25 protein-coding genes, 1 tRNA gene, 1 pseudogene and 1 riboswitch are annotated in these 24345 nt (G+C 63.7%); of the genes and pseudogenes, 8 read left to right on the forward strand and 19 right to left on the reverse strand.

Going from position 1 to position 24345, the window contains the following annotated elements:
• Positions 1-56 precede the first annotated feature (56 nt).
• The 11 genes from aroA to miaB all read right to left on the reverse strand — a co-directional run bounded on the left by aroA (position 57) and on the right by miaB (position 11072).
• Positions 57-1412 (reverse strand): 3-phosphoshikimate 1-carboxyvinyltransferase, encoded by a 1356-nt coding sequence (gene aroA / locus EI545_RS06125; RefSeq protein WP_125324647.1) that lies wholly within the window; start codon positions 1410-1412, stop codon positions 57-59.
• Between the two features lie 161 nt (positions 1413-1573).
• Positions 1574-2275, reverse strand: coding sequence for a tRNA (guanine(46)-N(7))-methyltransferase TrmB (trmB, locus tag EI545_RS06130; protein ID WP_125324648.1), 702 nt, complete (start codon positions 2273-2275; stop codon positions 1574-1576).
• 33 nt (positions 2276-2308) lie between these two features.
• Positions 2309-2746: a DMT family transporter gene (locus EI545_RS06135; protein ID WP_125324649.1), complete on the reverse strand. Its 438-nt coding sequence runs from the start codon at positions 2744-2746 to the stop codon at positions 2309-2311.
• A complete protein-coding gene (gene metK, locus EI545_RS06140; RefSeq protein WP_125324650.1) occupies positions 2746-3924 on the reverse strand; it encodes a methionine adenosyltransferase in 1179 nt (392 codons plus the stop codon). The genes EI545_RS06135 and metK overlap by 1 nt, the downstream gene beginning before the upstream one ends.
• Positions 3925-3932: 8 nt before the next feature.
• Positions 3933-3981: riboswitch (SAM-SAH riboswitch) on the reverse strand.
• 35 nt (positions 3982-4016) lie between these two features.
• On the reverse strand, positions 4017-5522 hold the full coding sequence (gene lnt, locus EI545_RS06145) for an apolipoprotein N-acyltransferase (RefSeq protein WP_245990312.1): 1506 nt from the start codon (positions 5520-5522) through the stop codon (positions 4017-4019).
• A 3-nt stretch (positions 5523-5525) separates the two neighbouring features.
• Complete coding sequence (locus EI545_RS06150; RefSeq protein WP_125324651.1) at positions 5526-6440, reverse strand: transporter associated domain-containing protein; 915 nt, start codon at positions 6438-6440, stop codon at positions 5526-5528.
• A 41-nt stretch (positions 6441-6481) separates the two neighbouring features.
• Positions 6482-6985: an rRNA maturation RNase YbeY gene (gene ybeY / locus EI545_RS06155; RefSeq protein ID WP_125324652.1), complete on the reverse strand. Its 504-nt coding sequence runs from the start codon at positions 6983-6985 to the stop codon at positions 6482-6484.
• A 331-nt stretch (positions 6986-7316) separates the two neighbouring features.
• Positions 7317-8333 carry a PhoH family protein gene (locus EI545_RS06160; protein ID WP_125324653.1) on the reverse strand — a complete coding sequence of 339 codons (1017 nt, stop codon included), beginning with the start codon at positions 8331-8333 and terminating at the stop codon, positions 7317-7319.
• Between the two features lie 250 nt (positions 8334-8583).
• Positions 8584-9006 (reverse strand): hypothetical protein, encoded by a 423-nt coding sequence (locus tag EI545_RS06165; RefSeq protein ID WP_125324654.1) that lies wholly within the window; start codon positions 9004-9006, stop codon positions 8584-8586.
• A gap of 5 nt (positions 9007-9011) precedes the next feature.
• On the reverse strand, positions 9012-9575 hold the full coding sequence (locus EI545_RS06170) for an OmpA family protein (RefSeq protein WP_125324655.1): 564 nt from the start codon (positions 9573-9575) through the stop codon (positions 9012-9014).
• A gap of 177 nt (positions 9576-9752) precedes the next feature.
• A complete protein-coding gene (miaB, locus tag EI545_RS06175; RefSeq protein ID WP_125324656.1) occupies positions 9753-11072 on the reverse strand; it encodes a tRNA (N6-isopentenyl adenosine(37)-C2)-methylthiotransferase MiaB in 1320 nt (439 codons plus the stop codon).
• 135 nt (positions 11073-11207) lie between these two features.
• On the opposite strand from miaB, the gene EI545_RS06180 reads away from it, so the two are divergent.
• Together EI545_RS06180 and EI545_RS06185 are read left to right on the forward strand one after the other, a co-directional pair.
• Positions 11208-12077: a hypothetical protein gene (locus EI545_RS06180; protein WP_125327266.1), complete on the forward strand. Its 870-nt coding sequence runs from the start codon at positions 11208-11210 to the stop codon at positions 12075-12077.
• Between the two features lie 108 nt (positions 12078-12185).
• Entirely contained in the window at positions 12186-12728 is a 543-nt protein-coding gene (locus tag EI545_RS06185; RefSeq protein ID WP_125324657.1) for a fasciclin domain-containing protein, read from the forward strand.
• 59 nt (positions 12729-12787) lie between these two features.
• Here EI545_RS06185 and irrA read toward each other — a convergent pair whose 3' ends face one another.
• Both irrA and EI545_RS06195 read right to left on the reverse strand, forming a co-directional pair.
• Positions 12788-13216, reverse strand: a complete 429-nt coding sequence (irrA, locus tag EI545_RS06190) for an iron response transcriptional regulator IrrA (protein ID WP_125327267.1) — start codon at positions 13214-13216, stop codon at positions 12788-12790.
• Positions 13217-13274: 58 nt separating this feature from the next.
• Positions 13275-14525 (reverse strand): MFS transporter, encoded by a 1251-nt coding sequence (locus EI545_RS06195; RefSeq protein WP_125324658.1) that lies wholly within the window; start codon positions 14523-14525, stop codon positions 13275-13277.
• A 143-nt stretch (positions 14526-14668) separates the two neighbouring features.
• Here EI545_RS06195 and fabA point away from each other — a divergent pair, with 143 nt between their 5' ends.
• From fabA to EI545_RS06215, 4 genes are all read left to right on the forward strand, one after another.
• Positions 14669-15178: a bifunctional 3-hydroxydecanoyl-ACP dehydratase/trans-2-decenoyl-ACP isomerase gene (gene fabA, locus EI545_RS06200; RefSeq protein WP_125324659.1), complete on the forward strand. Its 510-nt coding sequence runs from the start codon at positions 14669-14671 to the stop codon at positions 15176-15178.
• Between the two features lie 16 nt (positions 15179-15194).
• Positions 15195-15605, forward strand: coding sequence for a hypothetical protein (locus tag EI545_RS06205; protein ID WP_125324660.1), 411 nt, complete (start codon positions 15195-15197; stop codon positions 15603-15605).
• Between the two features lie 67 nt (positions 15606-15672).
• Positions 15673-16902 carry a beta-ketoacyl-ACP synthase I gene (fabB, locus tag EI545_RS06210; protein ID WP_125324661.1) on the forward strand — a complete coding sequence of 410 codons (1230 nt, stop codon included), beginning with the start codon at positions 15673-15675 and terminating at the stop codon, positions 16900-16902.
• An 11-nt stretch (positions 16903-16913) separates the two neighbouring features.
• On the forward strand, positions 16914-17702 hold the full coding sequence (locus tag EI545_RS06215; RefSeq protein WP_125324662.1) for an enoyl-ACP reductase FabI: 789 nt from the start codon (positions 16914-16916) through the stop codon (positions 17700-17702).
• A gap of 184 nt (positions 17703-17886) precedes the next feature.
• On the opposite strand, the gene EI545_RS06220 is transcribed toward EI545_RS06215, so the two are convergent.
• Both EI545_RS06220 and EI545_RS06225 read right to left on the reverse strand, forming a co-directional pair.
• Positions 17887-17960 (reverse strand) — tRNA-Gly (locus tag EI545_RS06220).
• Positions 17961-18612: 652 nt separating this feature from the next.
• Positions 18613-19533, reverse strand: coding sequence for a LysR family transcriptional regulator ArgP (locus EI545_RS06225; protein ID WP_125324663.1), 921 nt, complete (start codon positions 19531-19533; stop codon positions 18613-18615).
• Positions 19534-19793: 260 nt separating this feature from the next.
• Between EI545_RS06225 and EI545_RS06230 the strand changes: the two genes are divergently transcribed.
• The gene (locus EI545_RS06230; RefSeq protein ID WP_164517233.1) at positions 19794-20648 is read left to right on the forward strand and encodes a fatty acid desaturase family protein; all 855 of its coding nucleotides are present in this window, start codon (positions 19794-19796) and stop codon (positions 20646-20648) included.
• 702 nt (positions 20649-21350) lie between these two features.
• On the forward strand, positions 21351-21545 hold the full coding sequence (locus EI545_RS06235) for a hypothetical protein (protein WP_125324665.1): 195 nt from the start codon (positions 21351-21353) through the stop codon (positions 21543-21545).
• Between the two features lie 98 nt (positions 21546-21643).
• On the opposite strand, the gene EI545_RS06240 is transcribed toward EI545_RS06235, so the two are convergent.
• The 4 genes and pseudogenes from EI545_RS06240 to EI545_RS06255 form a co-directional block, all read right to left on the reverse strand.
• Positions 21644-22159: a YidB family protein gene (locus tag EI545_RS06240; RefSeq protein WP_216842499.1), complete on the reverse strand. Its 516-nt coding sequence runs from the start codon at positions 22157-22159 to the stop codon at positions 21644-21646.
• Positions 22160-22212: 53 nt separating this feature from the next.
• Positions 22213-22464, reverse strand: coding sequence for a GlsB/YeaQ/YmgE family stress response membrane protein (locus EI545_RS06245; protein ID WP_125324667.1), 252 nt, complete (start codon positions 22462-22464; stop codon positions 22213-22215).
• 87 nt (positions 22465-22551) lie between these two features.
• A pseudogene (locus EI545_RS06250) lies at positions 22552-22710 on the reverse strand (ATP-binding cassette domain-containing protein); the annotation flags it as partial.
• A gap of 18 nt (positions 22711-22728) precedes the next feature.
• Positions 22729-24273: a winged helix-turn-helix domain-containing protein gene (locus tag EI545_RS06255; protein ID WP_125324668.1), complete on the reverse strand. Its 1545-nt coding sequence runs from the start codon at positions 24271-24273 to the stop codon at positions 22729-22731.
• Positions 24274-24345 lie beyond the last annotated feature (72 nt).

The following is a 24345-nucleotide window of genomic DNA, read 5'->3' on the forward strand; positions in this document are numbered from 1 at the left end:
CCTCCGCCTGTCCCGGCCCGGGACACCCCGCCCGGTCTGGGCTCCGGTGCCTTGCCTCAGGCCCGGTTCGACCGCTGGATCATGGCGCCCAGCCCCTGCATCAACCCCTCGAACACCGGAAAGGACGTGGCGATGGGGGAGGCATCATCAACCGAAACCGGCTGCTTCGCGGCCAACCCGCAGACCAGAAAGCTCATCGCGATGCGGTGGTCAATGTGGGTGGCACAGGTGGCCCCCCCCGGCACGCCGCCCGGCCCCATGCCATGGACGATCAACGTATCCTCATCCTCCTCGATCCGCACGCCACAAGCCTCCAGCCCCCGCGCCATCGCGTCGATCCGGTCGCTCTCCTTGACGCGCAACTCCTTGACACCTCGCATGACCGTCTTGCCGGTCGCAAAGGCCGCCACGACCGACAGGACGGGATACTCGTCGATCATCGATGGCGCCCGCTCTGGCGGCACCTCGATTCCCTTCATGTTCCCACTGAACCGCACACGCAGGTCGGCAACCGGCTCTCCGCCCTCCTCGCGGGGGTTCTGAAACTCGATCTCAGCCCCCATCTCGACCAATGTCAGATACAGCCCGTTCCGCGTCAGGTTCTGGCTGACCCCGGGGACGAGGATGTCCGACCCCTCAACAATCAGCGCCGCGCAGACCGGAAACGCCGCGCTGGACGGATCGCGCGGCACCGCCACGACCTGTGGCCGCAACTCCGGCTGGCCGGTCAGGGTGATGACATGCCCCTCGCTGGTCTTTTCAACCGACAGCTTTGCCCCGAACCCCAGCAGCATCCGCTCCGAATGGTCCCGCGTCGGCTCGCGTTCGATCACCACCGTCTCGCCGGGGGCATTCAGCCCGGCCAGCAGCACCGCCGACTTCACCTGAGCACTGGCCACCGGCAGCGCATAACGCACCGGCACCGGGTTCGCCGCCCCGACCAAAGTCATCGGCAACCGTCCGCCCTGCCGCCCATAGGCCTGCGCGCCGAACAGCGCCAAGGGGTCGGTCACCCGCCCCATCGGCCGCTTCCGCAACGACGCATCGCCCGTGAAGGTCGCCGTGATCGGTGTTGTCGCCATCGTCCCCATGATCAACCGCACCCCGGTGCCCGAGTTGCCGCAGTCGATCACATCCGCAGGTTCCCGGAACCCGCCGACGCCGACGCCGTTGACCGTCCAGGCACCCTCGCCATGCCGGGTGACAGTCGCCCCGAAGGCCCGCATGGCCTTGGCAGTGTCCAGCACGTCCTGCCCTTCCAGAAGGCCCGAAATCCGCGTCTCGCCCACGGCCATCGCGCCAAAGATCAGGGACCGGTGGCTGATCGACTTGTCGCCCGGCACCTCGGCCACACCGCGCAGGGGACCCGACTTGCGGGCTTTCATCGGTTGCGCTTCACCATGGCCGGACATCCGTCTCTCCTTCACATTGCGCCCGCCTGATAGCGCAAGCTTCAGGCGCGGTCCATCACCTGCACTGCCTGCTCGGGCCGCACTGGCGGACCCTCCGGGGGGAGTATTTCGTAAAGAGCAATCACTGGGCAGAAGGCTTGGGATTGCTCCTTGGAAAATACTCAACCCTTTTGGTCACACCTGCGGAAGGTCAGGTAATGGGGCGCCCGGCCTTCGCGCAGGGCCTTTTGTTCGTAGCGGGTGGAAAGCCAGTCATCCCACGCGCCGCCCTCGCCGGCCTGATGGACAAGATCGAAGCCGGCGGGTGGCACTTCCTCCAGGGTCTGGCGGACATAGTCGGGAATGTCGGTCGCCACCCGGAATTCCGCCCCGGGGGCCATCTTGAGTGCCAGCGGCAAAAGGTATTCCGGCGTCACGAAGCGGCGGCGGTGGTGGCGAGCCTTGGGCCATGGGTCGGGGTAGTTCAGGAACACCTTTGACAGGCAGCCATCCGGCAGCACGTCAAACAGATCCCGCACGTCGCCGGGGTGGAGCCAGAGGTTCGCAACCCCCGCGCCCCGGATCTTGCCAAGCAGCATCGCGATGCCGTTCACGAAGGGCTCGGCCCCGATCAGCGTGACGCCGGGATTCGCGGCGGCCATATGCACCAGATGCTCGCCGCCGCCAAATCCGACCTCCAACCAGAGCGGACCCTTGGCAAAGCCAAGGTCCAGCGGGGAGCGCGACGGGTTATCCTCCCGCGTGACCCCGCGCAGGGTCAGGGGGCCAAGGTCTTCGGCCAGATAGTCCTTCTGGCTGGCGCGCAGGGTCTTGCCCCGGATACGGCCATAGAAATTGCGTTGGGTGGGGAGGGGGTCGGTCATGGGCTGGCGGGGTAAGCCAGGCCCGCGCTCCGGTCAAGCCCGCTGGATCAGGACCAACCCGCCGGCCATCGCGAGGATCCCGGCCAGCCGCTGCAGGTTCATCGACACAACCCGCGCGCCGAACAGGCCGAAATGGTCGATCACCGCCGCCGCGACCATCTGGCCGAGGAGGACACAGAATATCGCATTCCCGACGCCAAAGCGCGGGGCGATCCAGGTGATCGACAGGAGGTAAAAGGCCATCAGCACCCCGGCCAAGAGCAGCCACAGCGGCTGCGCCGACACCAGTGCCAGCGCACGGGCCTGACCGGTCGCGGCCACGGCGACGACCGCCACCACCAGCGCTACCGACATGGCAACCACGCCCGCTGCCATTGGTGCGCCGATCCGGCCGCCAAGCTGGGCGTTCAGCGCGGCGAGGATCGGAATTCCCACCCCCGCCGCCAGCATGATGCCCGCATCGCGCAGCATCAGACCGCTTTCTTCAACGCCTCGACAAGGTCCGTCCGTTCCCACGAGAACCCGCCATCCGCCTCAGGCGCGCGGCCAAAGTGGCCGTAGGCCGAGGTGCGGGAATAGATCGGGCGGTTCAGGTCAAGATGCGTGCGGATGCCGCGCGGAGTCAGGTCCATCACCTCGGCGACGGCCTTTTCGATCACTGAGTCGGGCACCTTGCCGGTGCCGTGGGTATCCACATAGATCGACAGCGGCTTGGCCACGCCGATCGCATAGGAAACCTGCAGAGTGCAACGTTCTGCCAGCCCCGCCGCGACCACGTTCTTGGCCAGGTAGCGCGCGGCGTAAGCGGCGGAGCGGTCGACCTTGGTCGGGTCCTTGCCGGAAAACGCGCCGCCACCATGGGGGGCGGCCCCGCCATAGGTGTCCACGATGATCTTGCGCCCGGTCAGGCCCGCGTCACCATCCGGGCCGCCGATCACGAAAGTACCGGTCGGGTTCACATGCCATTCGGTTTTCCGGGTGATCCAGCCTTCGGGCAGGATTTCACGGATATAGGGCTCCACGATCTTGCGGATCACCTTGGAGGTCTGGCGCTTGGACGTGTGCTGGGTCGACAGCACGATCGAGGTGACTTCGACCGGCTTGCCATTGGCATAGCGCAGCGTCAGCTGGCTTTTCGCATCCGGCCCAAGGGTGGGTTCGGCGCCGGATTTCCGCGCCTCGGTCAGGCGGCGCAGGATCGCGTGGGCATAGTGGATCGGGGCTGGCATATACTCGGCCGTTTCCAGCGTGGCATAGCCGAACATGATCCCCTGATCGCCCGCGCCATCCTTGTCGACGCCCTGCGCGATATGCGCCGATTGTTCGTGCAGGTAGTTGTGGACCTTGATCTTTTCCCAGTGAAACTTCTTCTGCTCATAGCCGATGTCGCGCACGCAGTCGCGCACGATCCCGTCGATCCGGGACATCATGCCATGGGTCGCCTCTTTCGAGGACAGGCCCACCTCGCCGCCCACGACCACGCGGTTCGTGGTGGCGAAGGTCTCGCAGGCAACGCGGGCGTTGGGTTCTTCCGTCAGGAAGGCGTCAAGGACGGCATCCGAGATGCGGTCGCAAACCTTGTCGGGGTGGCCTTCCGAGACGGACTCGGAAGTGAAGACATAATCTTGGCGGCCAGTCGCGGTGTTCATTGGGAAAGTGCTCCGTTGGTGCAAACCCGCCACGCCAGGAAGCCGTTGTGGGGGATCAAGATGCCATCCCCTAGACGGCAGGGCGCAGGCCGTCAATGCCCGCCAGCGCGCGTCCGGCGCAAGGCCAGCAGGGCGAGGCCCGCCAGCAACAGCAGGACCGGCCCGTCACCGAACCGCGCATAGGGCGTGGGCGGCAGTGCGCCGGGAATGGCGGTGTCCAGCACCCCCATCGTGCCGAAGGGCAACTGGTCCAGCACGCGGCCCCGGGCATCAATCACCGCCGTGACTCCGGTATTGGCCACGCGCAAAAGCGGCAGACCCTGCTCCACCGCCCGCAGCCGGGCCTGGGCGAAGTGCTGGAACGGCCCGGTCCAGACCCCGAACCACGCGTCATTGGTGATCTGCAGCATCCAGTCCGCACGTTCGGGGGCTGCGTTCACCAGACGGGGGAAGACCGCCTCATAGCAGATCAGCGGCAGGACGCGGCCAAGCGGGCCAAGATCAAGGACCATCGGCCCCGGCCCGGCCGAATAGGTGGCCCCGGACTGGGCGGCAAAGGCCGTGATCCCGAACCAGCGATAGGCCAGATCGCCGAAGGGAAAATATTCGCCGAATGGCACCAGATGGTGCTTGTCATACCGGGTCAGTTCGTCCCCCGTCCCCTCCAGCACGCGCAGGCTGTTGTAATTGCGCCCCGCCTCCTCACGCTGGATGCCAAGCGCGACCGGGCGGCCCTGGCTGGCCCGGGCCACCATGCCGGCCACGGAGGGGGCGTATTCCAGCATATAGGGCACCGCGGTTTCGGGCCAGATCGTCAGATCGGCCACCTGCCCCTCGGCGGTCAGGGCGAGGAGGCGGCCAAGATGCTCATCCGCCAATGCCTGATCCCACTTGAGCGCCTGCTCGGCATTCGGCTGAACAAGGCGGACGGTCCCCGCAGGCCCCTCGGGCAAGGGCGCGGACAGACGCCAGTGCCCCGCCGCAGCCACCACTGCCAGCAGCAGGGCCGCCCCGACCAAGCCCCTGCCCCGCCACAGAACCGGCAGGGCCGCGGCAAGGACCGTGACCAGCGTCAATCCGGACGGCCCAAGTGCTGCGGCCAGTTGGTCCACCGGCGTGCCGATCCAGACATGCCCGACCATCGACCAAGGGAAGCCGGTCAGCACTACCCCTCGCAGACCTTCAAGCGCGGTGAAGGTGGCGACAAATCCCAGCGCAGGGACCGGCATCCGCCACGCGACAGCCGCCGCCACCGCCCAGAACAGGCCAAGCCCGGCGGACAGGATCACCACCGCAAAGGGTGCCATCCAGCCATGCCGGGCGATGTCGATCAGGAACGGCTCGACAATCCAGGACAGCGCCAGCCCAAAATGCCCGGTCCCGGCGGCAAGGCCCAGCCAGAAGGCAGCGCGGCTTCCTTCGGCAAGACAGACCAGCCAGACCAGACCGGCCAAACCGGCCAAGCTCGCCCACCAGAACCCTATCGGGGCCTGCCCAAGCGCGATGACCGCCCCAAGGCCGAACGCCAGAAGCAACCGACGCCATCCGTAAAGCCGCAGCCCGGCACGACCCGGACTGCCTTGCAAGCTGTCAGCCAAGGCTCATGCCGCGCTTGCCCCGATCACCGGCAGACGCACGCGCAGCCGCTTGATCCGGCGCGGGTCGGCATCGACGATTTCAAACTGCACACCACTTTCGTGGTCCACAACTTCCCCCCGCGCAGGAACCCGGCCCGACCGCAGAAAGACCAGACCGCCCAGCGTGTCGATTTCCTCATCCTCTTCGCCGGTGCGCAGGGCGATGCCAAGGGCGGCCTCGATCTCTTCCAGCGGCGCGGTCGATTGCGCCAGAATCACCCCCGGCTTTTCTTCCTTCCACAGCGCGCCTTCATCCTCGTCATGCTCATCTTCGATCTCGCCGATCACGGTTTCGATCAGGTCCTCGATGGTGACCAGCCCATCGACCCCGCCATATTCGTCGATCACCAGCGCCATGTGGACGCGTTCCTTTTGCATCTTCTGCAATAGAACCCCGGTCGGCATCGAGGGCGGCGCATACAGGATCGGGCGCAAGAGCCGCTTCAGACTGAACCGGCCGCTGGCCCCGAACCCATGCTGCAGCGCAAGGTCCTTGAGCAGGACCAGGCCCTGCGGATGGTCCAACGTGCCCTTGTAGACCGGAACCCGGCTGAAACCATGTTCGCGGAAAACCTCGACCAGTTCCTCCTTGCCGATGTCCAGGGGCACAGCCACGATCTCGGCCTTGGGCATCGCCACATCGTCCACCCGCATTCGGCGCAGCGCGCCAAGGCCGGGTGCCAGGCTCCCAGACCCCGCAACGGCCGAGGCCGCCCCAGCCGAATCGGGGGCTGACGCGTCGGAATCGTCCGAAGATGTGGTGAAGGCGGAGAGGAGTCGCCCGAAAAACCCACGCTGGGGGGTTTCTGGCGGAGGTTCATCAGTCAAGCCGTCTTGCGCGCCCTGCGCCGCGGCTGACCCGTCGATGCTACTGCCCATGGTTCCTTTGTCCTGAAAACACCCGTCCGGCGGGTGCCGCGCTAATATGGGTCAGAAACCCCAAGGCTGGCAAGTATCCGCACTTCAAGCGCCTCCATTAGCGCGGCATCCGGCTCTTCGACATGGTCATGACCCAGAAGATGCAACACCGCATGCACCAGAAGATGCGTCACATGATCCGGCATGGTCTTGCCTTGCGCCTCGGCCTCGCTGGCGCAGGTTTCCCAGGCGATGGCGATATCCCCCAGAAAACAGGGGTCCTCCACCGGACCGGGTTCGGGAAGATCGGGGGCACCGCCGATGACTTCCGCCCCCCGTTCCTCGGACGGCCAGCTCAGCACATTGGTGGGCTGGGGCTTGCCCCGGAAATCGGCATTCAACCCGGCAATGCGCGCGTCATCGCAGCCCATGACGGAAAGGGCGTACCCATCGGGCACCAACCCAAGCCCGACAAGGGCCGCGCGCCCGGCACGCTCCGCCAGCGCGTCAAGGCCAAAGCCGTCCCAGCGCGCCTCCTCAATGACCGTGTCGACCAGATTGCCCATGCAGCAGGCCATACCCTGCGGTCACCGCCCGCTCAACCCCGTCGGGCGGTTTTCCAGACGGTCGGTTTTCCAGTAGGGCGCATGCGCGCAAGCCTTTCACCTTGCCTCTGGCGCGCGAAGACGCGCGCCAACCGGCTGCGGCCGATGGGGGCATTCTGCCCCCAAACCCCCTGAGAGTATTTGGCAAAGAGCAAGCGCATTTGCTCATTTCCAAATACTCCGGGGAGCTCGAGGGGCGGCGCCCCTCGTCAGCCTCACAACCGCGCATCTTCGCGCGGTTGTGAGAGAGAAGGCTTGCGGCGGCACGCCGCTCCGCGAGAAAACCGCCGGATCAGCCGGTGCTTTCGTCCGCTTCGTAGGCGCCGATGATGCGGGCGACAAGCGGGTGGCGCACGACGTCTTTCGCCGTGAAATAGTTGAAGCTGACCCCCTTGACGCCCCGCAGGATCCGCTCGGCCTCGGCCAGACCGGAGGGGGTACCGCGCGGCAGGTCAACCTGGGTGCGGTCGCCAGTCACCACCATCCGGCTGCCTTCGCCCAGACGGGTCAGGAACATCTTCATCTGCATCGCTGTCGCGTTCTGGGCTTCGTCCAGCACCACGAAAGCGTTGGACAGCGTCCGCCCGCGCATGAAGGCCAGCGGCGCAATCTCGATCCGCTTTTCCTCAAGCAGCTTCTGCACCTGTTTCGACGGCAGGAAATCGTTCAGCGCGTCATAAAGCGGCTGCATGTAGGGATCGACCTTCTCCTTCATGTCGCCGGGAAGGAAGCCAAGCCGTTCGCCCGCTTCGACCGCAGGGCGCGACAGGATGATCTTTTCCACCGCGCCCGAGATGAACATCGTCACCCCGACCGCCACCGCGAGATAGGTCTTGCCCGTGCCGGCCGGGCCGATCCCGAAGCCCAGTTCATTGGCGAACAGATTGGCGACATAGGCCTTCTGCGCCTCGGTCCGCGGCTCGATCGGTTTCTTCCGGGTGCGCAATTCCATCCCGGTGGAGAACAGCTCGATCTGTTCGGCGCCCTCGGCATCGCCCACCGGGCGACCCATGCGGAGCGCCCCGTCGATATCGCCGGCCACCACGCCGCGCCCCGATTCGAGCCGTGCGTAAAGCGACCGAAGAACTGCCGCCGCCTGTTCGCGTGACGCCTTGTCGCCGATTACGGCCAGACGGTTGCCGCGTCGCAGGATGTGCACCCCCATCTGGTGTTCGATCTGCGCGAGATTGCGGTCAAATTCGCCGCAAAGATCGATCAGCAATCGGTTGTCCGGGAATTCGAGGAGAGTTTCCACAATATCCTCGGCGGCAGTCCGGTTTGGCGGGGGGGTCAGCGCGCTGATGCCCAACGGGCGCTCCTTATGTTAAGGGCCTTGGCACCAAGACTGCCGCCGGCCACGTCATCTGGCAAGCGAAACCCGCTGCCTACACCAAGTCTTGTGCGGATTGGTGCAGATTTTGTGACGAAAGCCCATCCGTTGGGCCTGCTGACGGGATGCCAGCACAGGGCGGGATGCGCGGGCAACCGGATTTCGGCGCTGAAAAAAGGGGGGCTCGGCTGTGCTGCCCCCCTTCCGATCCTGTCAGCCTGAAAGCCCGTCAGTCGGCGGAATGTCCCGAGGCCGGGCCTGAAACCCGATCCCTGACACCTGCATCCGACGTTTCATAAACCCCAAGGACCGTGCCCGGGGGATATTTGCCGTCGCAAATCGGCAATCCGGTCTTGGGGTCGAAACGTGGCGAGGAATAGCCCTCGATCCCGTCGTCGATGATCCAGACCTGGCATCCGTCGGGGTCATAGGCGATGGCCGCCTCGCCATCGACAAGGCCCACATCGTCGCGGCCATAATCCTCGGACGTGGCGATGATGGAATCCGGGCCGGAATAGGGAACCGTGCCCTCAAACCCTTCGATCAGGCCGCCACAGCCCGACAGGCCGGTTGCCAGAACCAGCGCCAACCCGATGTTCAGGCCCCGCCGGGGGGCCGTGGAAGACATGAGTGTTTCATCTGCAAGCGTCATCGCATTCAGCCCTTCTTGCAGAGAACTTCGACACGGCGGTTCTTCGCCATGCCGGATGCCGTACCATTCGACGCGACCGGCTGGCTTTCCCCAAACCCTGCCTCGCTGTCGACCACAGCGCCAACCGACCGGGCGACGGCGGCCACTGTCGCGGCCCGTGCCTCGGACAAAGCCTGATTGTCGGCGTCCGATCCGCGGCTGTCGGTATGCCCGGCGATGGCGTACGAGAAGGCGTCGGACTGACGGAAGAAGGTCTCAAGCGCCTCACGCCCCGAGGCCGTCAGATCGGCGCTGGCCGTGGCAAAGAAGGTATCCGCGCTTTCCGTCAGGCAGCTGGTCTGCTTCAGGCAGACCGGCTTGCCAGTCTTGGGATCGCGGCGCGGCACCATGTAGCCTTCGGTGCCACCGTCGGCCCACCAGTGCTGGCAGCCGTCCGCATCAATCCAGACGCCCCATTCGATCTTGCCGGCCACCGACGCATCCTGTGCCGCGGCCATGGTTCCAGCCATCAGTCCCGCGCATGCGATGGCCGCCACGACGCCATGTCGCAGCATGTTGCCCATCTTCATTTGTGACAGTCTCCCCATACCTCAGGACGCGGCCCAAGCTTGCCGCCTCCGTCAGCACCGAGGTAAAGCAGAGGAACCTTCGCAACGCGACGGCTTTCCTGCGCGGAAGACGCGTTTTCGGTCGATCCCAAGCGGAAATCGTGGCCCGTTATGCCAATCTGCAACAGTCGAAATCGGTCAATGCGCGGCCGAAACCGGCACGGCCGCAAGCGAGTTCGAAGACGACCCTGACACCCGCACACGTACGAGTTGTCCGATTCGCCCCGCCTCATCTTGGACATGCACGGCGTGCAGGTGATCGGACTTTCCGACCATCTGTCCGGGCAGCCTTCCGGGCTTTTCGTAAAGCACGGACACCTCGCGCCCGACCATCGCCTCTTGCGCGGCGCGCTGCTGGGCGGTGACCAGCGATTGCAGTTCCTGAAGCCGGGCATCCGCCACTTCGGCAGGGACCGGGTCCTTTTCCGCGGCAGGCGTGCCGGGGCGGGCGGAATACTTGAAGCTGAAGGCCATGCCGAAGCCGACGGTTCGGATCAGGTCCATCGTCGCGGCGAAATCCGCATCCGTCTCGCCGGGGAAACCCACGATGAAATCGGACGACAGAAGGATGTCGGGCCGCGCGGCGCGGATCCGGTCCACCAGCCGCAGATAGGCGTCCGCCGTATGCTTGCGGTTCATCGCTTTCAGGATGCGGTCACTGCCGGATTGCACCGGCAAATGCAGATAGGGCATCAGCTGCGGCAGATCGCCATGCGCGGCGATCAGGTCGTCTTCCATGTCATTGGGGTGGCTGGTCGTGTAACGCAACCGCTCCAGCCCCTCGACCAGTGCGAGTTCCCGCACCAGCCGCGCGAGCCCCCATGCGCCATCCGGCCCCTCGCCGTGGTAGGCGTTGACGTTCTGGCCCAGAAGCGTGATCTCGCGCACCCCTTGCGCGACCAGTCCGCGCGCCTCGTCCAGCAGGCGGGCGACAGGGCGGCTGACCTCGGCCCCCCTTGTGTAGGGCACCACGCAGAATGCGCAGAACTTGTCGCAGCCTTCCTGCACGGTCAGAAACGCCGCCGGCCCGCGCGTGACCTTGCGCGCCGGCAGCACGGAAAACTTGTCCTCGACCGGGAAATCGGTGTCCACCAACCGCCCTCCCGCCGCCACCATCTGCGGCAGCCGGTGATAGGCCTGCGGCCCCACCACCAGATCGACAACCGACGACCGGCGCAGGATCTCGGCCCCCTCGGCCTGGGCCACGCAGCCCGCGACGCCCACCTTCAGATTCGGCTTTTCCAGCTTCAGCGCGCGCAGGCGGCCAAGGTCGGAATAGAGCTTCTCGCTCGCCTTCTCGCGGATGTGGCAGGTGTTGAGCAGCACCATGTCCGCCTCTTCCTGCACCTCGGTCGTGACATAGCCCTCGGCGCCCATGGCTTCGGCCATGCGCTCGCTGTCATAGACGTTCATCTGGCAGCCGTACGTCTTGATGAACAGCTTCTTGGGGTCAGACATTTTCGGGCTCTCCGGGCTGTGGCGGGTTTACCCTGAAACGCGTCCCCCCCGCAACTGCACCACCCGGTGCGCTGGCACACCCTTGCATCGGCGGCCCGGATGCCCGACTTTGCGCTTGCCCGCAGCGGACCTGACATGCGCCACGCCTCCATCGCCGACCTTCTGGCCCGCAAGGCCGCCAGCCTTTCCACAGGCCCCCTCGCCATCGTCATGGCCGAGGACGAGGTTGAGGTGGACAGCACCCTGACCCACCTGCTGAAGTGCGGCTTTCGCGATGTCGTCCTGCTTGCGCCCGGCGACATCGCGGTCGCCCCGGATCTGGAACAGCGCATCCACCTGGTCACCTATGACGTCTTTGCCGACGCCGCCCTGCCCAGTGCCATCAACACGATGATGGATTCGCTTGCAGGCACCTGGATTCACGTCTGCTACAACGCCGAATACCTGTTCTTCCCCTTTTGCGAAACGCGCCGCATCCGCGAAATGCTGACCTTCCACACCGAGGAACGCCGCAGCGCGATGCTGACCTATGTGATCGACCTTTACGCAGGCGACCTTGCCACCCATCCCAACGCCGTGGCGCTGGACGATGCCTGGCTGGACCGGACCGGCTACTATGCCCTTGCCCGCAAGGACCCCGCCCGCAACTGGGAGCCGCTGGATCGACAGATGGATTTCTTCGGCGGCCTGCGCTGGCGGTTTGAGGAGCACATTCCCTGGACCCGCCGCAAGATCGACCGCATCTCGCTGTTCCGGGCGCGGGAAGGCCTGCGCATGGCCCCGGATTTCACCCTGAACGACCCCGAGTTGAACACCTATGCCTGCCAATGGCACCACAACCTGACGGCGGCCGTCTGTTCCTTCCGCACCGCGAAGGCGCTGCGCACCAATCCCGGCTCGCGGCAGGCGATTTCCAGTTTCCGCTGGCGCAACTCCACGCCCTTCCAGTGGCATAGCCAACAGCTGATGGATCTTGGGCTGATGGAACCGGGGCAGTGGTTCTGATCCTTTTCACGCAGCCGTGAACGCAGGCGGGAAACTTCCCAACCAAAGCCTCCGTTGCTTCGACCGTGACAGCCGGACGGTCCGGCTGACCTTTTGAAGGAGCGACCCATGTCCCTGCGATTGATCCTTGGCGCCGTGGCACTGACCGGCATTGCCCAAGCCACCTTTGCCGCCAACCCCGATGTCGGCGGTGCGCCGATGTTCGAAACCAAGAACATCGTGGAAAACGCCGTGAACTCGGCCGACCACACCACGCTGGTCGCCGCCGTCACAGCCGCAGGTCTGGCCGATGCGCTGATGGGCGAAGGCCCCTTCACCGTGTTCGCGCCGGTGAACGACGCCTTTGCCGCCCTGCCCGCCGGCACTGTCGACACGCTCCTGAAACCTGAAAACAAGGATATGCTGACCAAAGTCCTGACGGCCCATGTCGTGGCGGGCGACCTCAAGCTTGCCGATCTGCGCCGCAAGGTCGGTTCGGACGGTTACGCCAACCTGCAAACCCTGTCGGGTGACGCGCTTTCGGTCCGGTTCCGGGGCGACAAGGCGATGGTCTATTCGGAATCGCGCAATATCGGCACGATCACGATTGGCGATGTCGACCAGTCGAACGGCGTCATCCACGTCATCGACACGGTTCTCGTGCCGAAGTGATCTGCCGGCTTTTTTGACAGGTTCGGGCGGGGGCAACCCCGCCCTTTTTTGCGCCAGCCTCAGGCCTTCCGCAGGCGGATCACCACATCAACGCGCGAAATGGCCATGCCTTCCGGGGCCTGCGGCAGCGACGCAATCTCCAGCTCTTCGGCCGAGGCGTCGGTCAGCCGATGGCTGTCTTCCCAGTAAAAATGCGGATGGTCATCCGTGCGCGTGTCGAAATAGCTTTTCGATCCGTCCACCACGACTTCGTTCATCAGCCCGGCATCACAAAAGGCGCGCAGGGTGTTGTAGACTGTGGCAAGGCTGACCTTCTCGCCCGCAGAGGACGACAGCGCGTACAGGCTTTCAGCGGTCACATGGCGGTTCTGGCCATCGCCAACCAGCAGCGCCGCAAGTGCCAGACGCTGCCGCGTCGGGCGCAATCCCCCGGCCTTCAGCCAGGTTGCCCCACGTTCAGTGCCGGTGTCAGAGGCCGTCAAGTGCATGTCCATGCTCTGGATATAGGGCGCAGGCCCCCGGGCTTTCAATCACAATCCGTCGAAATCAGCCCTGATGCGGCGCAAAACCGCGTTGAATCGCCCTCCACACCACCAAGGACAGCAGGATTGACCCCAGCCCTGCCACCCAGAACGGCAAGGTCAGCGCCAGATCGCGCGGCAGCATCGCCTCGGCCAAAGTGACCGTGACACCCGACAACAGCAGCCCCAGCGGCATCATCCCCCAGGCCAGCAGCCGGTAAAGGCTGTTGACCCGGCCGCGCAAGGCATCCGGGATCATGCGTTGCCGCGTACTGACCGACACGACATTCCAGACAAACCCCGAAAACTCCATCGCGGCAAAGCACAGGGCCAGCGTCACCGCATTCGGCGCCAGCGCCATCGCGGCAAAGCAGGGCCCGGATGCCAGCACCATCCACTGCATCGTCCGCGCCGGCCCCAGCGCCCGCGAAATCCGCTCGCCCATCAGGCTGCCCGCGATGCCGCCCAGGGCCCCGCCCGCAAGGGTCAACCCATAGGCCGTGGCAGACAGCCCGAGGTTTTCCTGCGCGTGCAGGACAACCCCGATGACGATCATCTGGTGAAACAGGTTCCAGAACCCTGTGGTCCACGCCAGCGTCCTAAGCAAAGGCTTGCCGCGCAGGAACCCCAACCCCTCGCCCAGCTCCACCCGCCAGTTGCGCGGGTCCGTGCGCTCTGGCCGGAACTGGCCAGCGACCCCCGCGACCAGCAGCAGCGCCAACCCATAGGCCACCGCATTCACCCCAAAAGCCAGCGGCAACCACGCCGCAATCAGCACCGCCCCCAGCGCCGGGCCGATCAGCGCGTTGGTCAACAACTCCGCGCTCCAAAGCTGCCCGTTCGCCCGCTCCAGACGGTCAGGCGGCACAAAGGCCGGCAGCATGGTCTGCGCCGCGTTGTCGCGAAAGACCTCCGCCCCGCCCACGACAAAGGCCGCCAGCACCAGCGACGCGTAAAGCCACGGCGCGGACACCCATTCGGCCGGTGCCGGCGCCAAGGGCAAGGCGGCCCAGATCGCAAGCGCCGCCCCCGCGAAGGCCACCCCCCGCAGCGCATCCATCCGCAGGATCAGCCACCGCCGGTCCACCCGGTCAGTGATCACGCCCGCCGGAAGCGCCAGCAGAAACCACGGCAGCCGCAGCGCCACCGGCACCAGCGCCACGAGCAGCGCATCCCTTGTCAGCAGCGACGCTACCCAGGCCCAGGCCACCACCGCCACCCCGTCCGCCAGATTCGTCACCGCGCTGGCCGCGATGAACCGCTGAAGCGCCGTCATCTCTGTCCCCGCCCTCTGCGCGCAAGCCCGCACCCTTGGCTGGGGCAAGGGTGCCGTCAAGGTCCGGAAAACGCCCCCGGACTTGCCACTCTTCCCCGCCGAATGCTACGGAGGGTGAGAGATACATCGGGGGACCACAAGGGATGGCGTCTTATCCAACCAGTTTCGACAAAGAGGCCCTCTTGGCCTGCTCACGCGGTGAATTGTTCGGCCCCGGCAACGCCCAGCTTCCTGCCCCGCCGATGCTGATGATGGACCGCATCACCGACATCTCGGAAGACCGCGGCGAACACGGCAAGGGCCATGTCGTGGCCGAGTTCGACATCACCCCCGACCTGTGGTTCTTCGAATGCCACTTCCCCGGCAACCCGATCATGCCCGGCTGCCTTGGCCTGGACGGGCTGTGGCAGCTGACCGGCTTCAACCTTGGCTGGCGCGGCTGGCAAGGGCGCGGCTACGCGCTGGGCGTGGGTGAGGTAAAGCTGACCGGCATGGTCCGCCCCGACCGCAAGAAGCTTACCTACTACGTCGATTTCACCAAGGCCCTGACCACCCGCCGCCTGACGATGGGCGTGGCGGACGGGCGGGTGGAGGCGGATGGTGAGGTGATCTATCTGGTCAAGGACATGAAGGTGGCGCTGAGCGAGGCGTGAAGATAGCAGAGGCGGCGTGAAGACTCGCATCCTAAGGGCTTGGCACCAGATTACTTTCTTCCGACTGCGCAGCGAACTAGCGGCGTTGCGGCGCGCAAAGGTTGGTCCACGTTGGGCAGCTTTCCAAATTTTCCTCGTAGTCGGACTTTGGTTCTTTGCAGCGCTTTCTCCGATCTACCTAGTCATAGTCGGCTACGACCGAGTTAATGACAGTAGCAACGGAATGGGAGCTATGGTCGGTAACGGGCTGTTTGCTGTTGCGACACTCTACTCCGTCATCCTCCTCGTCACTGTCCTGCCCTGGGTCCTCCGTTGGTTTTTCATTGCCGCTAAGTTAGTTGTGGGCCTTCCGGCTGAGGCCAACAGCAAAGAGGCCGAACTCATCACTGCAATCGCCTTAGTCGAAGCAACGATCCGGTCGGCGTGACCCAACCACCTTGCCCCCTCCCCCCCTCTGCCCTAAACAGGCGCTAAGCCACTAAGGGAGGCAAACCATGCGCCGCGTCGTCATCACCGGGATCGGCATCGTCTCGTCCATCGGCAATTCCGCCGCCGAGGTTGAGGCATCCCTCCGCGCCGGCAAGTCTGGCATCGTCTTCGCCCCCGACTATGCCGAACACGGCTTCCGCTGCCGCGTCCACGGCCAGCCGAACATCGTGCTGGAAGACCACATCGACAAGCGCGACCTGCGCTTCATGGGGGACGGCGCGGCCTACAACTTCATCGCCATGGATCAGGCGATCAAGGATTCGGGCCTTGAACCCGGCGATATCTCGAACGAACGCACCGGCCTCATCATGGGGTCTGGCGGGCCCTCGACCAAATCCTTCTTCCGCGCCCACAACATCGTGCGCGAAACCGGTTCACCCAAGCGGATGGGTCCGTTCATGGTGACCAAGGGCATGTCCTCGACCAACTCGGCCTGCCTTGCCACGCCGTTCAAGATCAAGGGCGTCAACTACTCCATCACCTCCGCCTGCTCCACCAGCGCGCATTGCATCGGCAACGGCACCGAGCTGATCCAGTTCGGCAAGCAGGACATCGTCTTTGCCGGCGGGGGCGAAGAACTGGACTGGACCCTGTCCTGCCTGTTCGACGCGATGGGGGCCATGTCCTCCAAGTACAACGACACCCCCGAAACCGCCGCCCGCGCCTATGACGCAACGCGCGACGGGTTCGTCATCGCCGGGGGCGGTGGCGTCGTCGTGCTGGAAGAACTGGAACACGCCCTCGCCCGTGGTGCCAAGATCTATGCCGAGGTGACTGGCTACGGTGCCACCTCTGACGGGCATGACATGGTGGCTCCCAGCGGTGAAGGTGGCGAACGGTCCATGCGTCTTGCCCTGTCCACCCTGCCGAAAGACCGCAAGGTCGATTACATCAACAGCCACGGCACCAGCACCCCGGTTGGTGACATCACCGAGGTTGAGGCGATCCGCCGCGTGTTCGGGCGCGGCAAGACCCCGCCGATCTCGTCCACCAAGTCGCTGACCGGCCACTCGCTGGGCGCCACCGGCGCGCAAGAGGCGATCTATTCGCTGCTGATGCTGCAGGGCAGCTTCATCACCGCCTCGGCCAACGTGGTCACTCTTGACCCCGCCCTCGACCCCGGCGAAATCGCGACGGAACTGCGTGAGAACGTCGAACTCGACTCCGTCCTGTCGAACTCCTTCGGTTTTGGTGGCACCAACGCCACCCTCGTGATGTCCAAGTACCTCGGTTAAGGAAGTCCAGCATGGCAGATCTGATGAAGGGCAAGCGCGGGCTTGTCATGGGTGTTGCCAATGAACGCTCCATCGCCTGGGGCATCGCCTCGGCCCTGGCCGCCGAAGGTGCGGAACTGGCCTTCAGCTATCAGGGCGAGGCGTTTGGCAAACGGGTGGAACCCTTGGCCGCAAGCGTCGGGTCCGACTTCCTTGTCGATGTCGATGTCACGAATGACGACAGCCTTGACGCCTGCTTTGCCGCGCTGAAATCGCGCTGGGGGCAGATGGATTTCCTGATCCACGCCATCGCCTTTTCCGACAAGAACGAACTGACTGGCCGTTTCATCAACACTACGCGCGGGAACTTCCAGAACTCGCTGAACATCTCCTGCTTCAGCTTCATCGACGTGGCCGCCCGCGCGGCGAACCTGATGACCGAAGGCGGGTCACTCATCACCCTGACCTTCCAGGGGTCAAACCGCGTCTCGCCGAATTACAACGTAATGGGCGTGGCCAAAGCCGCGCTGGAAAGCGCCACCCGCTATCTGGCAAACGACCTTGGGCCGCAGGGCATCCGCGTCAACGCCATTTCGCCCGGCCCGATGAAGACCCTCGCCGGTGCGGCAATCGGCGGCGCCCGCGCCACCTTCCGCCATACCGAGGCGAATGCCCCCCTGCGCGCCAACGCCACGCTTGAAACGATCGGCGGCACCGCGGTCTGGCTCTGCTCGCCCTATGGGGCCGCGACCACGGGCGAGGTGATCCACGTCGATGGCGGCTACCACGTTCTGGGCTTCCCGCAGGCCGAAAACCTGTAAAGGCGGTCCTTCGGGGCTTGTCTGGTCAGCATCGCTGCCCCAGCTCACCCGGCCCTCGCTGCGGCAGCGGGTCTCGGCGAATTCTTAACAAAAGATGACTACGGCCTGGCAAGCCATTGATTATGCTTGCGCCCGAACATGTCCCTGCCCGGGACATCAGCACAGCGCCAAGGGAAAAAGGGATTGGAGCGGGCGGCGGGAATCGAACCCGCGTCTTTAGCTTGGAAGGCTAAGGTCTTACCATTACACAACGCCCGCGCTCACTTCCGTAGGTATTCGGACCTGATCGGTTCGTCAAGGAGGGGCAGCGGATCAAGCCCCCGCGGTGCGCTGTCGAGCCTTTCTTCAAGCGGCCGGAAAGCCCTCTCCGAAAGGTCAAGAGTATAGCTTTGCCCCATCCGGCAAGAGCCTGACGATGAAGTCGCTTTCGCCGTTGGCCTCAAGACTTAGGGCTCCAGACCGGTGAAGGGTCTGCAGAACATCGATCAATCTTGGTCCGAGGACGGATTGCGTCCTGCCCGACTTTTGCGTCAGGAGCCGGGTCAATGCAGCCCCCGTCACCTCGCCGCCAAATCGCTCGACCAGAACCCTCAGCACGAGTTGTTCTTGGGCCTCAAAGCTGAGCGGCGCGACAACCCCATCCGCATCCATCGCGGCGCGCAAAGCCGGACGCCATGGTGTGGGATCGACAGACTGCGGGCGAAAGCCGCTACCTTGATTTGCCCTTGCGGAAGTCACGTGCGTTCTCTCCTCACAACCGATCCAACCAACGGAAGCATGCCCGGTCGGGTTTGATTTTGAGGATCAATATGGCTTCAATGCGTCGGCGATGGGGTCATAAGGCGGTACAGCGACACCCTGCCCCGACTTCGACAGAGTGCGAAGCTTTTCGACCAACGGCCCAGTCAGATCAGTTCGGACGGAAACGGTCGGGGACGAGATGCTCGCGTGCGACTTCCAGCACCATATTGCCAAGGCGCCTGAGGATTTCGCTCGACTGCATGGCGGCCTGCCAGTGCAACGCGATGCTGACCTTCTTGCCGGGGCTAAGCTCTACCAGCTCACCTCGCTTGATGTAGGGGTTGCCGGCAATGCTTGGCACCAGGCCCCAACCGGCGCCGTTCAGACAGCATGAAAGGTATCCCTCATACGAAGGAACATAGTGGATGGAGAGCGGAACCGTTGCCCCAAAGCACGTCGTCATCCACTGATCCTGGATCGTGTCCTTGCGATTGAACGCCACAGAGATGCAGGTCCGCAGGGCCTCAAGGGAAACGCCGTCTGCAAAATGGGCCTGGTAGAGTTCCGGCGACGCAACGGCGACGTACTCCATCGACCCCAGCGAGATGATCTTGCACCCTTGAACCGGGGTCTCCATCGTGGTGATGACGGCGAGGGCGTCCCCGGATCTTAGGCTGGATTCCGTGTGCTCCTGATCGTCGGGAAGAATGTCGAAGAGGATGCCAAGCTCCTTCGTTGCCAACTTGATCAGTTTTGGAAACCAGGTTGCCAGACTATCGTTGTTCACCCCGATGCGGACCGTGGCGGCAATGCCCTCTTCGCCGCCGACCAGCGCGCGCATCCGCTCGGCCAGTTCCTGCTGCAGAAGACCCACCTGTTCGACATGACGGAAGAACTGCAAGCCGGCCTCAGTCGGGACGCATGGCCTGCCACGCGCGACAAGCACCACACCAACCTTTTCCTCTAACTGCTTGATTCTCTGACTGACCGCAGATTGCGTCACTTTCATCGATTTTGCCGCCGCTTCGAAGCTTCCTTCGCGGATGACAGCCGCGAGGATCGTCAGTGAATCATAGTCAAAGCGTGACATTGTTGCCCCTAAAACATAAGAAACGCTTATGTTGCACAATTCACTTTAACGCAGAAGTGCAAGAAACGCAAAGGCGAGCGCTGATCTTGCATAAGCTGCGCTCATGTTCGGTAGCGTAGAGGTACACAATGAGCCGAAAGCCTTTAGTTTGTTCAACAATTTGGCTAAAGTTAAGGCAGCAATGAGGGGGAAACATGTCCGGTCGTGTCTTGAGAAGAAAATATATTCGGCCGTTCCTGGGTCTGGAACGCTATCGCAGGATGGACGCATGGCTGATTGTTGGCGGATACGTCGGCCTCATCCTCGCATCAATCATCTTGGGTAGCTACCTGCTGTCGCTTCCGCTTTCCGCTTGGACGGTGGCAGGCGCGGTCGCCACGGCGACCTTCATCGGCACCCGTCTGCGGGGCATCAATAACATCGTGCATGAATGCAGCCACGCGACCTTCGCCGAAGACCGGTCGGACAATGTGACGATCGGGCGGTTTTGCGCAGCACTCCTGCTGAAATCCTTCCGCAAGTACCGTGACGACCATCTGTCGCACCATGCCCACAACGGCGATTACGAACATGACGCGGAATTTGGCCTGATTAAGAAGTTCGGACTGCATGACCCGATCACCCCGCGGACGATCCTGCGCCATTTCTTCGTGCCACTGACCGGGCAGCACTTGCCGCTCTACACCAGCGTAAACCTCTCGGCTGAGGATGGCCGACTGTTCTATGGTCTCAAGCTTGCGCTCATCGGTGCGATGGCGATCTTCCTGCTGCTTGAACCGGTGGCCGCGATCGCCTTCGTCATCCTGCCGCTGTTCTACATCTATCCGACGATCAACTTCTGGACAGATTGCCTGGATCATGCCGGGCTGGTAGGCGCGAACGACGAGATCGAAGCCTCGCGCAATGTGCTGGCACCAACGCTGGTGCGGCTCATCTTCTTTCCGCGCAACGACTCCTATCACCTTGTACACCATCTTTTCCCGCAGATTCCGGCACGGCACCTGCATAAGGCCCATCACGAGCTGAGCAGTGACCCGAGCTACCGCCGCTTGCCCGCTGCCGTGGGTCGGGTCGATCACAGGGCCGTCGATCAGCCGATGGATGCATCCCTTTAGGGATCTGGCTGGCGCCTCGAATCGCCATTTTTCCATCGGCTTGCGTCCGGCGGCGAGCGACTTTCGCACGGTAGCAGAAGGACGATTCCTGGCGCCTGCACGGCAGTTGTGATGCCGAAACGGCAACAATACGCGGCCGACGCACCCGTAGAGAGCGAATGTCGGAATTGTCATCTATTCCGAAATGTGAACAGACCGTTTCCGAAAATGAGCAATATAAGTATTGCTAATCATGCATTAGTTGAGTAATTTGATTCTTGTAGCGAGTGGTTTTGTGTAGTGTTCATCTGGTCTTCAAGCGGGTTCTAGCCGTGTTAATCCCCTTCCACGGTCAAGATCTGCGTGTTCAAGAGTGAGTTTAGCGCAGTGTTGCGCTGGGCAGTTCGTGAAGAAAATGATTTATTTGCATGTGGTTGCACGGTAACTCGACCAGACCTTGCAACTTCGTCTAGCTGCCGTTCGGCAACAGTGCTTCCGAACGGCAGCAGGCAAACCCTTTAGAGGCTTCCGTGTCCTGACGCGGTCGCCGCATCCAAACTTTGAGCGACGACGCGCCACGGTGACTGACGATCAACGCGGTGATGTTGACTGAACGGTGATCCCAAGGCCGATTTTTGGCATCGGGCACCGTTTGCGATACCCAGATTTTGCCATCTTTTACCGCAAAACCAGAGAAGTCCCAACTTCGAAGGTTTGTCTAAGATGAAGATCTCGCTCCAAGAAATCGACATGCTCAAGATCCAGATCTACGAGGATTTTCTGCAGTCTATTGCTTCGGTTCGTGCCGGACAGAACTCGGAGATCGCGTTCGTGGAACACGAACGGCGTGTCCGCTATCTAAGACAGAAGGTCGCTGTTGCGGAGGCCCGCCCGGTTCAGCTGAGGCTGGCAAGCTAAGCGCGAAAGCGAATGATCGGCTGTGCTGTTGATTAGCAAGCACAATGGGCCGGCCGCCTGATCCATGGCGGCGAAGTTCACATTCAAGGTATTCTGGCTCAGACGGACCGGGGCTCTTGCATGGCCAGCGGCGGGAACTGCCCGTCCGGCGTCGCCTGGTCGACTGCGTCGGGCAAAGCCTGGCTGAGGCGCGCCAAAAGCTCGCTGCGGGAAAGGCCGGTCTTTTCAACCAGCTCGGCAATGGTTTCGTCGTCCAGCGTCTGCTCCAGTTCGTCGGTACCGATACTCTCGTTGCGACCCGAGCCAACCCAGCTTTGCGCCTTGGTCTGTTGACCAGCGTTGGTGAAGCGTTCCATGAACTCGGACAGGCCAGCCATCAGGCCGCCAGAAGCAAGTCCGCCTGCACCGGCTCCGGTCAGGCCGCCGTCGGAGTGACCGCCGGTCAGGTTGTCTGCCACGTCACGCAGCGTGTCGAGAAGACCCCCCTCGTGACCGCTGCGGCCGTCAGTCGGATTGCGGTTGGGATCATCGCCTGAACCGGAGTTCAGCATCGCGCCCAGTCTATCGCGGTTCTGGTAGCCGGCGACGGCCAGCAGGCCCAGAAGCGCGATCATGGATGGACTGCCTTTGGCCATGGGATGGTCCTTTCCTTTTAGGTTGCAAGAGATCAGGTGCGGCGGCGCATCGCCCCGTAGATGGCAAGCACGATGACGGCGCCAATCACGGCGCCGATCAGACCTGCGCCATCCTCGGGCCCGTACCAGCCAAGTCCTCGGCCCAGGAACGACGCGACGAAGGCACCGACGATGCCAAGGATTGTGGTCATGACGAACCCTGACGGTTCATTGTCGCCAGGCATCACGAACTTTGCGATGATCCCTGCGACAAAGCCGATCACAATTGTCCAGATGATGCCCATGGCCGAACTCCCCTTCCGGACTTCATGTCCGATGAGTTCCTAACGCCGAACGCGCGATTCCGTTCCGGGCATGTCGGCGTAGTTTGCGATCCTCGCCACCCATTCTGGGTCAAGGGCCAAGGTCGGCTCATCCAGCGACATAAGCGCTGCGTCCAAAGCCATCGCGCGGCCGATGCCGACGCGTTGCGCTTGGCCGCCGGACAGCGCGGCGGGGTAGGATCCCGCCTTGTCCGCCAACCCGGTTTCGCACCGAATCCAGCCTTGTCAGAACCCGTGGCGGTGCAGTTCGGCCTCGATGAGCGCCCGTGACCCTTGGTCACGGGTTGGGAATGCGGCAAAGTATTGAGCGGACGTGGCATCGGACTTGCGACGAAGCACTTCCTGTTTCCAGCGGGCAGCTTGGGTGTGACGCCCCGCAAGACTGTTGGCGATCAGAGCAATCATGGCGATCAGGTAATGCGCACCGGGGGTGGCTGCGGCCTTGTCGCCCCAGCGGGCCGCGGCCTGATAGTCGCCAGTCTGCATCAGCATCTGCGACCGTACCCCGTGGATGCCATACAGCAGCGGGTCCAGTGGGCTGAGTTGCAGCGCGGTTTCCAGCCCGCTGTCCGTCGCGCCACCGTTGCCAAGCAGCATCGACGTGAAGGCCGAGGCATAGAACCCCTGTGCGTAGTTGGGGTTCAGCGTGGTGGCCCGAGTCAGCCAGTCGAGTGCCGTGTCAGGCTCGTTCGTCAGCCAATAGGACCGCCCCATGGTAAAGTTGGCAAACGGGTCCAACGGGTCCAGTTCGATCCCGCGTTCGGCGTGGCGGCGCGCGGCCCGCGCCGCAGAGGTGACATCGGGGTCAAGGTGCAGAAACGCCTCAAGAAAGCTGGTGAATGACAGACCTGCATGGGCGCGGGCAAAGCGCGGGTCCATGCTGACGGCCCGCCCGAAATGCACCTTGGCCCGTTCGGTATCAAGGGCGGTAAAGCGATAGAGGTGGTGCAACCCCAGATGATAGTTGGCCCAGGCATCCAGCGGCTCGGTCCCGCCCTGCATCGCCAACTGCGCTTCGTTCAGCGGTATGTAGACTTCGAGGGCTGAAATCAGATGCGTCACAATCCGGGCACGCAGATCGTCGATTGCGTCAAGTGCGCCTGCAAGGCGGTCACCCCACAGCACCGCATCGGTGCTGGTATCGACAAGCGCCAGCGTGACCGACAGACCCGTGCCCCGCAGTTCCAGATCGCCGGACAGGACATAGCGCGCGCCAAGGGCAGTGGCGACCAGACCCAGGTCCGGCTCGGTCTGGCGGAACCGGAAGGATGAGCCCCGCGCGATCACCGCAAGCCAGCGCAGCCGCGAGAGCGCCTGAATGATCTCGTGCGGTATCGCATCGGCGAGGATGGTAAACTCTGCCGGGATCACAAGGGCGCGGAAGGGCAGGATGGCGATGGACGGCCTGGTGGGAAGCGGGGTGGTCGCGTCGATTGCGGCAAGGCTTGCGGTTGCAGGGCAGGTTTCCTGCACCTTGGCGACAAACCGGAACCCTCGGCCATGCACGGTCTGGATCACGGTCTGTGCTTTGCCGTCATCACCAACCGCCTGCCGGGCAGAGCGGATGCGGCTGGCGATGCTGGCGTCTGACACCGACCGACCCTGCCAGATCGTATCGGCAAGCTCGTCCTTGGTCACCATGCGGTCGCGGTGGCGGATCAGATGCACCAGCACCAACAGCACCTGCGGCTCTAGCCTGACGGGCTGGCCGTTGCGGAGCAGTTCGAACCGTTCAGGGTCAACGCGAAAATTGCCGAACATCCACGCCATGTCGCAGACTACCAAAAAATGTGGCCCTCTGCATGAAATCTTCAGGATTGGATCAAGCTATTCCTGACGGAG

Source organism: Tabrizicola piscis, from assembly GCF_003940805.1.
Taxonomy (GTDB): Bacteria; Pseudomonadota; Alphaproteobacteria; order Rhodobacterales; family Rhodobacteraceae; genus Tabrizicola; species Tabrizicola piscis.